The 7,696-nt window shown below is 36.9% G+C and carries 8 protein-coding genes; 1 reads left to right on the forward strand and 7 read right to left on the reverse strand.

Translation table 11 applies throughout. From position 1 onward, the window contains the following. The 6 genes from ACQQ6X_RS08945 to ACQQ6X_RS08970 all read right to left on the reverse strand — a co-directional run. A partial coding sequence (locus ACQQ6X_RS08945) for a hypothetical protein (protein ID WP_430493567.1) occupies positions 1–491 on the reverse strand: 491 nt, incomplete at its 3' end. 481 nt (positions 492–972) lie between these two features. Further along, complete coding sequence (locus ACQQ6X_RS08950; protein WP_305168240.1) at positions 973–2,121, reverse strand: hypothetical protein; 1,149 nt, start codon at positions 2,119–2,121, stop codon at positions 973–975. A gap of 18 nt (positions 2,122–2,139) precedes the next feature. Continuing rightward, positions 2,140–3,348 carry a hypothetical protein gene (locus ACQQ6X_RS08955; protein WP_305168241.1) on the reverse strand — a complete coding sequence of 403 codons (1,209 nt, stop codon included), beginning with the start codon at positions 3,346–3,348 and terminating at the stop codon, positions 2,140–2,142. Then, positions 3,341–4,204 carry an ABC transporter ATP-binding protein gene (locus ACQQ6X_RS08960; RefSeq protein WP_305168242.1) on the reverse strand — a complete coding sequence of 288 codons (864 nt, stop codon included), beginning with the start codon at positions 4,202–4,204 and terminating at the stop codon, positions 3,341–3,343. Before ACQQ6X_RS08960 ends, ACQQ6X_RS08955 begins: the two co-directional genes overlap by 8 nt. After that, positions 4,194–4,862, reverse strand: a complete 669-nt coding sequence (locus ACQQ6X_RS08965; protein WP_305168243.1) for a hypothetical protein — start codon at positions 4,860–4,862, stop codon at positions 4,194–4,196. Before ACQQ6X_RS08965 ends, ACQQ6X_RS08960 begins: the two co-directional genes overlap by 11 nt. A gap of 43 nt (positions 4,863–4,905) precedes the next feature. Then, positions 4,906–5,232, reverse strand: a complete 327-nt coding sequence (locus tag ACQQ6X_RS08970) for a hypothetical protein (RefSeq protein WP_305168244.1) — start codon at positions 5,230–5,232, stop codon at positions 4,906–4,908. A gap of 290 nt (positions 5,233–5,522) precedes the next feature. Between ACQQ6X_RS08970 and ACQQ6X_RS08975 the strand changes: the two genes are divergently transcribed. Beyond that, entirely contained in the window at positions 5,523–5,876 is a 354-nt protein-coding gene (locus tag ACQQ6X_RS08975) for a BlaI/MecI/CopY family transcriptional regulator (protein ID WP_082825242.1), read from the forward strand. A 250-nt stretch (positions 5,877–6,126) separates the two neighbouring features. Here the strand turns inward: ACQQ6X_RS08975 and ACQQ6X_RS08980 are convergent. Beyond that, positions 6,127–7,696 (reverse strand): ATP-binding cassette domain-containing protein (locus tag ACQQ6X_RS08980; RefSeq protein WP_430493568.1); only part of this gene is annotated, 1,570 nt, incomplete at its 5' end.

Here is a 7,696-nt window from a genome sequence, read left to right on the forward strand (position 1 = left end):
TCATGATTAAAAATGAAATATCTTAAATTTTCTGCTACATAAATACTACCAAAAGTCTCAAATAATTGGTCAACGTTCAAACTTTTTATGTCCTCAAGTAGACCTATTGGTCGAGAGACAATGTCATTATTTAAAACATGAATCATTACATTGATCTTTGCCCCCCCATTGTGTTTCGATAGTATTTCTTCCTCGACCTCTCTAATTGCCATTAACATTAAGCCATAATATTCATTTTTATTATTTAATATTCTCCTTACAAAGTTTTCAAATTCAAAGATAAGGTTTAAACCAACTTGGTACTTTGCATTGCTCCAGCTATATAAGCAATAGCAGTAACTTGTTTGTCCTCTCAAATTGCTTTCTTTCTCTGTGAAAAAGTCTTTAAGCATCGCCAGTATAACAAAGTGCTCCAGAACGTGAGCTAAACCATTTTTGCCGATACCATCTTTTTCTGATCCAACTTCACATAAAATGAAAAATGAATACATCCACTACCTTCTTTCTGAACTTTACTTCATTTTTTATCATTCGGTTCATTGAACCTCAAGATAAGTCCAACCATTTATTCTTAGGATGGTAGAAAAGCACACTGTCCTGATCCTAATAAAATTTGAACATTCACATTAATCCGAGCCCTTGATACACAGGGATTTTGAATAACACCTTGTAATCCACTGGGGTGCTTACGACGATTATTTGAAGTTCCACTGCTCACACGTCATATTCTTACCTCAAACGGCCTGCGTATCTGGGAATTTTGAAGTAACTACCCACCAGTACCTTAACAGCATTGTAATACTCGTTTCAGCAATTCCCTTGATTTATAAAAGAAGAGATACGACTGCATAAAAATAAGAAAGATAAATTCTGCAGTTCTGTCCATTTTAGAACTGAACTGACATAGCGCTTTGATCCCAATTGGAGTCTACTAGCTTTACGTCAAAATGAGAAATATTTATAATGCTCAATTTAAGAAGTAAATCTCATCCTTTTATTAATCCATTTTGGCAAAAATAGTAGGAGCATAAATAAAACTGCAACAGCAATGGAAGGAACAGCAATGATTGTAGAAATACCTCCATAGGATTCAAAACTTGTGTAATAGCTGTTGAACTCGGCTATCTGCATGGGCAGAAAATTGCCCACGTAATGTTTCAGAAAGAATACCTTACTCATCTGAATGGCGTAAGAGATGGCTATGGTGAATAGTAGTAGGGCGTAGCCAGTATAAACTTCTGTGACTAATACGCTGATCAATAAGGTAATCCCTGTCATCAGTGAGATTGCCACATATCCAATGACCAGGTTGATCAAAAACTGCTCGAAGTAATTCACCTCAACCATTGATAAAAAAAATTGTGGACTACTTTGTATAGGCAAATCCGCTCCTTGTACACCGTACATAAAGAATATAGGCGTAATATAAATCGCCACCGCCGCCAGATAAAGCAGTGAAGAGAGTTGGAAGGCGTTGATGATCCGTATCCTACTCAGCTTACGTTTCCCAAATTTCGTGGATTTCACCAGTCCGTCCACGCCCAAGGCCTCGTCTTCATTAAAAATTGGGACCAGGACAATGAAAATGAGAACCAGGACAATAAAAACACACTGACTCATCCCTGAGTTAACGTTCTTCCAGCCCTCGGCATAACCTATCCGGATAGGTTCGGAGAGAGAAGCCGCTGCAAAAGTCCCGTTGCTGTTTCCTTCCCTGGAACTCCCCGCTTTCTCCTGTGCACTTCTGATGATGTCTGCCCTGTCCTGATAGAATTTTTTTGCTGAGACATCCCGTATTCCAGTCCAGTCCCAGCCATACACTTGGATAATCATATCCAAGGCTGGCAAATCTGCAACATCCGCTCTATTCCTATCTTCTGGCAGGCTGAGTTTTCCATATTTATCCAAAATTTTGTTAATCTTAACTTTATCCAATACCTCTGGTTGATAGAGATACCGGTATTCCGTCCCATCTGTCACCTCATATCTTGCCTGATTTAAATAACCTGTTTTGATGGTGTCCAAGTTGTAAAAGGTAAGTATCAGAAATAATGACATCAAAAAACCGAAAACGTTTATGTTTAGGATTTTACTTCTATTTAATTTTGATAAATAGCTCATGATTTCACCTACCTTCCTTTACTGTAAATAATATCTTTTCATCCATATCAAGATACCGATTCGAGATAAGAGAATATAAACAATGCCCAGAAACAGGGCGACAAAAACATAAGGAAACACGGTATTACCCACAAAATATAAGTTTTCTATACCTATAAGATTATTGACAAAGTTCTGGGGCATGAAGACCATCATTTTTTCAATCAGCGCCCCCCTCCCCATCTGATAAGTATGGACGAGATAAAAATAAATCAGTGAAATTGCTAATACCAGTTTCCCTCTTTTAAAAACCACGGACAAAAACAGGATAAGATGTGTCACGACAAGGGTAGAAAAGTACCCCATGGCAATATAGAGTAACCCCTCTTGAAGCTGATTCATGGAATAAAATGTAATCGTTCCGATTTGAACCGAAGAGTCCCAGCCGTGCAGCGTATACACTGCATTAATAAACAGCAGTACGACCGCAATATACACAAAATAGGCTATCGTAGAAAACACACAGGCGGCGCCAAGCTTATAGCTGATCAGCTTCCTCCGGCTCTCCTTGGTGGATAAGGTCACCTTGTCAATTCCTTTGCTGGCGTTTTTAGAGAATCCCTCGCATAGGATAAAGGCCAAGAACATAAAGAAAAGGTAGCTCGTATTTAATAAACCTATTTTCAGGTCTTCCCAGCCACTATCGTATTTGAATAAAAATGGAGTGTGTACTTTTTGCATCTTCTGGGAGATGATTTCGATTTGTTCCTTTGTATAAGGAAATAGATTTTGTTCATTGGATAAATATTCGGTAAAGCTGCTTTTCCAATTCTCATAAAAATTGGCGAGCTGCTCATCCGTTAAATTTAAGCTGTTATTGAGCACACGGTACTTTTCATATGGAAAGTTCAGCTCCCAGTACAGCGCGTCGTGAGGAAATGTCAATTTTTTTCCCAGCTTGCGGTCTGTATCCACTTCGCCCTCAATATAAGGTTTGTCCACGCTGTTTTTGTAGTTTTGTTTCATTTGTAATAAATAATCCGTCGTCATCGTGCCCTCAACCGTGCGCTCCCTTAAAATTTGCCAGCCTCCAAGACCGCTATGTATGTTTCCCTCATCATCCAAGACATCGATACTCTGGGCGGTTTGAACCCAGGGGATCAGAATAATTGTGAGAAAGAGTAGGCTGATAATCACCGTACTTTTATTTCGTATTTTTTTCAGTTCCAATGAAATGAAATTACGCATGGCTCCCACTCCCTAAGTAGATGTAGTAATCTTCCAGCGTGGGCTCGGATACGATTGCGCCTGATTCCTGTTCTCCCAGGTACCGTACATTGACAACGTTTTCTTCCTGCCGGATCCGTACGATGAGGTGCTCCTTCTTAAATGAGGCAAGTCGCTCTCTGTCCATCTCCTCGGTGAACACTTTTCCTTTAATCCCGGCTAACATCTTTTGCACATTACCTTGCTCTTTAATTTTGCCCTGATTTAGGATGAGTACATTAGTGGTGATTGCTTCGATGTCCGAAATAATATGGGTAGAAAACAGGATGATTTTATCCTGTCCCATTTCGCTTATGATGTTTGAAAAACGGATTCGCTCATGGGGGTCAAGCCCAGCGGTGGGCTCGTCAAAAATTAATATCTTTGGATCGTTGATGATGGCTTGAGCAATGCCCACCCGCCTTTTCATTCCTCCAGAAAAAGTTTTGACCTTTTTATTGGCAACTTTATCCAGGTTGACAAATTGTAATACCTCTGGAACTTTGTGCTTTAGTTCTTTTTTTGACAATCCCTTCAGCGCTCCCATATATTCCAAATATTCTGTTGCCGTAAACGCGGGATACACCTCGAAATCCTGGGGAATATATCCCACAAGATTCCGGTAGTCGTCGTTCATATGGAAGATATCCCTGCCGTTAAAGGTAACCTTGCCGCTAGTTTGATGGTCGATTGCCACAAGAATTCGCATCAAGGTGCTTTTCCCTGCCCCATTATCTCCCAAAAGCCCGTACACGCCTTCGGGCAATGTGAAATTCAGTTCATCAATTGCCCGTTTCGTTCCGAATGTTCTTGTTAAATTTTCCGCTTTAATTTCCATCGCTCATTTCCTTTCTTAATTGATATACGTCTCCTTCCGAGAGAACTTGCCATTCCTCTCCCGCAGACTTTCTCCCTAACAGGAGGTTGGTATATTCTCCGTCCAGCTTTTTCACTTCCCATGCCATCAGATTTTCATTTTCATATCCTGCTATGATACCTGATTTTTTTTTTGCATATAGAATATTTTGGATTCTCGGATCATCAGTGCTTCCCCTGGTGCCATCGTCCGCTGGTTCGGGAAACCGATCTGGATTTTCTCGCATGTATGCATCAACAGTTTTGTAGATACCTATTATATCCTCGATAGAAAGAGACGGAATTTCTATGGTTGGCCTAATTGATGACTCTTTCCTTCCTTCCTCCCGATAGGTTCTTTCATTTTTTTTTCTCTGCTCATCAAGTCGTTTGTCCAAGGCGATATCCTCAGGAGTCCTCTCATCATTTGGCGTTGCATCCTCTGGGGAGTCCTCATTGTGCCGACTCTCATTCTCTGTCTTTACATTTTTCGGATTGTTATCTTTGGTAATTAATTTTCCTGAGATGGTTTTATCATCCTGCATGCTTGCATATTCTGAGTAGCTACTTTGATTTTTGAAGTAGAGGCTTCCTCCAATCAAAATGATTATAGTTAATACACTCATTAAGACTTTTTTCACTAAGACACCTCCATTTTTAATATGTAATCCTACATTTCATCGTTTATTTCAACTGACTTAAACTTTCGTATAACTTTAATGTATCCCCAATCTGAGCCTGGTTTGGATGACTAGCAGTTTTATACTGATTGTCATCATGAAGGCTCTCAGGACTAGTGAAATGTGTGCCATTTAACACGAGTTCAGCGGTTTTATCATTCATCATCAGAACAAAATCTTCTACATTCCCCGCAACGTGGACGTCTAAAGAGTTTCCCGTCTCACCACCAGAAGTGAGAATCGTCCCATATAACAAGTCTTGAGAGGTAACCTCTTCATCTTCGCGAAATCCGGTCATAGAAGAGTTGCTTGTAAGAATCTCGCCGAACATTCTCCGAATTCGTATTTAAATAGCATTGCACTAAGCGCTATATATAATATATAATATATTACAAATAAATAGTAACATTTTAAAAATAACGTGTAAATATTTAATTACAAACACAGTATGGTTTAGCGATGATTCTTTCTTTATACATTACTCATATATCCCTTAGATTAATCCAACAATAAAACAGTGATTTTAAAAACAAAAAAATATGGTATCACTATTTTTAAATTGATATATTGTAATTTAACAATTATAATAAACACAACCTAACTATATGAAAGGTGAATGAAATGAAAAAACTACCTAGAATCAGTCAAAAAGAACAAGATGTGTTGTTGGTTTTTTGGAGAGATGGCGGAAATTTAACTGCATCAGCCATCGCGGATATAGGGGATGGATTGAGCATTAATACCGTTCAAGCAGCGGTTCGGAGTTTGTTGAAAAAGGAATATATTGAAATTGCTGACATTGTATATAGCGGCACCGTACTAACAAGAAGTTATAAGCCTGTCATAAGTGCAGAACAATATGCTGCATACCAGTTGCAAATTCTAAAAACAAATGCTAAGAATTTTTCAGTATCAAACTTTGTAGAACATTTTAAAGAAAATAATGAGATAGAATGTTTAAAAGAATTGAAGTAGTTATGCAAATCCAAGTTTAATCTCACCGTAGTTAAAGTTCATATAGGGCGAGTCTGAAAACTGAAAAATTTTAAGCATATCGAGCATTTTGTTGATATACCGCATAGACATCTGTTTATTCCTTCTTTTGTTGTTATGTGAAAATATGTGAAAATTACAGCAATACAGGAGTAGCAGATGTTTTTCCATTTTCACCCTTTGGGCGCTTCGTCAAGCACTGATTACCGCTTTGAGCTCTTTTTGTTGCACCTTATTTCAACAACTCACCTGCAATAGATGACTCTTTAATGAATCCTTTATAGTTGTCTGCTTGAATGTCATACAGCTCCGCATATATTTTATTATTGCTCATCAAAAAATCATGATCCCCCACAGCGTCTACTTTGCCTTCGTGTATAACAATGATTTGATCAATATTTTTTATATTAGTGAATCTATGAGTAATAATTATATTAATCCTATCTGTTTTTTTGTTTACCATATTTTTAAACACTTCACTTTCTGTCTTAGCATCTAACGCTGCTGTTGGTTCATCAAATACCATAACATCTGCTTCCCGGACGAAACTTCTTGAGATAGCAAGTCTTTGCCATTGCCCTGTCGAAATATCCTCACTATTTTCCCATCCAATCAATAAATTTGTATCAAATTTCCTATTCAATTCGTTAATAAAATCATATGCTTGGCCTAAGACAGAAGCGTCTATTATAACTGGCATATCGTTAATATTATTAATCATTGAAATCCCAATATTCTCCCTTATTGTTAGCGGAAACTTCACAAAATCCTGAAACATCGCACTCATTTTCTCGAAATAGGCTTTCTTGTCATACATTGTTCTATTAATGCCATTGATTAATATCTCGCCTTTTGTTGGTGCATACAACCCTAAAATGAGCTTGATCAACGTAGTTTTACCGCTCCCGTTATATCCGACCACAGCATAATCATACCCTTTTTTTAATGTTAAATTTATATTTTCTAATATATAACTACTTGAGCTTGGATATTTAAAATAAACTCCTATAAACTCAATTGAATCCACGACAAAATCCTTTATTAAATCCTCCCTAATTTCCTCGCTTTTTATTAAATTTATTTTATTTAATCTCTCAAAGCTCAATAAATACAAACAATTTTCATATAGTGTTAAAGCATAGCTTATTAAATTGATCAAAGCATTTTGCAGTTTGGTAGCAGTTTCAATGCTCATTATAATAACACCGATGGACAGTTTACTCATAATACCATTGATAACTATAATTATTTTGAACAAATATGTCAGTAACTGTTGAATTGAATCGCCTACGGTAGATTTAATAGTCAATGTTTTTTTCACATTTTTATCCTGCTCAATTATTTGTTCAAAAATATTATTAATGATTTTCTGTATAAAAGATATGTTGGAAAATAATTTCATCTCTTTGAAATTCTCATATGTAACTATCATATCCTTTAAAGAACTATAGTATCTAGTCTTTTCATATCGTTTATCATACACTTCAAATAACTTGGACATAGATTTTAAATTAATTATTGTACTTGGGATTATTGATAGTATGATGATAATCACGATACTTACCTGGTAAGATGCCAAAATACTTATCGTACCAACGAATAAAGACATATTCATGATAATGTCAACAATGTTATTCAAAATGCCTATACTTCTCACTGTTGATTCGTCATTTGTTTTTTGGATGTCATTATGTAGCCTTGGATCTTCAATATCTTGCATTTCCATGCTGTCTACAATTTCAATAGTTCTATTTGTTATATACTTATCGACTACTACAGTATAAATCCCCTTTACATAATTT

Origin of the sequence: Paenibacillus ottowii (assembly GCF_050516475.1) — a bacterium.
Classification (GTDB): Bacteria; Bacillota; Bacilli; order Paenibacillales; family Paenibacillaceae; genus Paenibacillus; species Paenibacillus ottowii.

Excerpts from the sequence above, each read along its gene's own strand:
- ACQQ6X_RS08950 (WP_305168240.1), bottom strand. The coding sequence starts at position 2,121 with ATGAGCTATTTATCAAAATTAAATAGAAGTAAAATCCTAAACATAAAC.
- ACQQ6X_RS08955 (WP_305168241.1), bottom strand. The coding sequence starts at position 3,348 with ATGCGTAATTTCATTTCATTGGAACTGAAAAAAATACGAAATAAAAGT.
- ACQQ6X_RS08960 (WP_305168242.1), bottom strand. The coding sequence starts at position 4,204 with ATGGAAATTAAAGCGGAAAATTTAACAAGAACATTCGGAACGAAACGG.
- ACQQ6X_RS08970 (WP_305168244.1), bottom strand. The coding sequence starts at position 5,232 with ATGTTCGGCGAGATTCTTACAAGCAACTCTTCTATGACCGGATTTCGC.
- ACQQ6X_RS08975 (WP_082825242.1), top strand. The coding sequence starts at position 5,523 with ATGAAAAAACTACCTAGAATCAGTCAAAAAGAACAAGATGTGTTGTTG.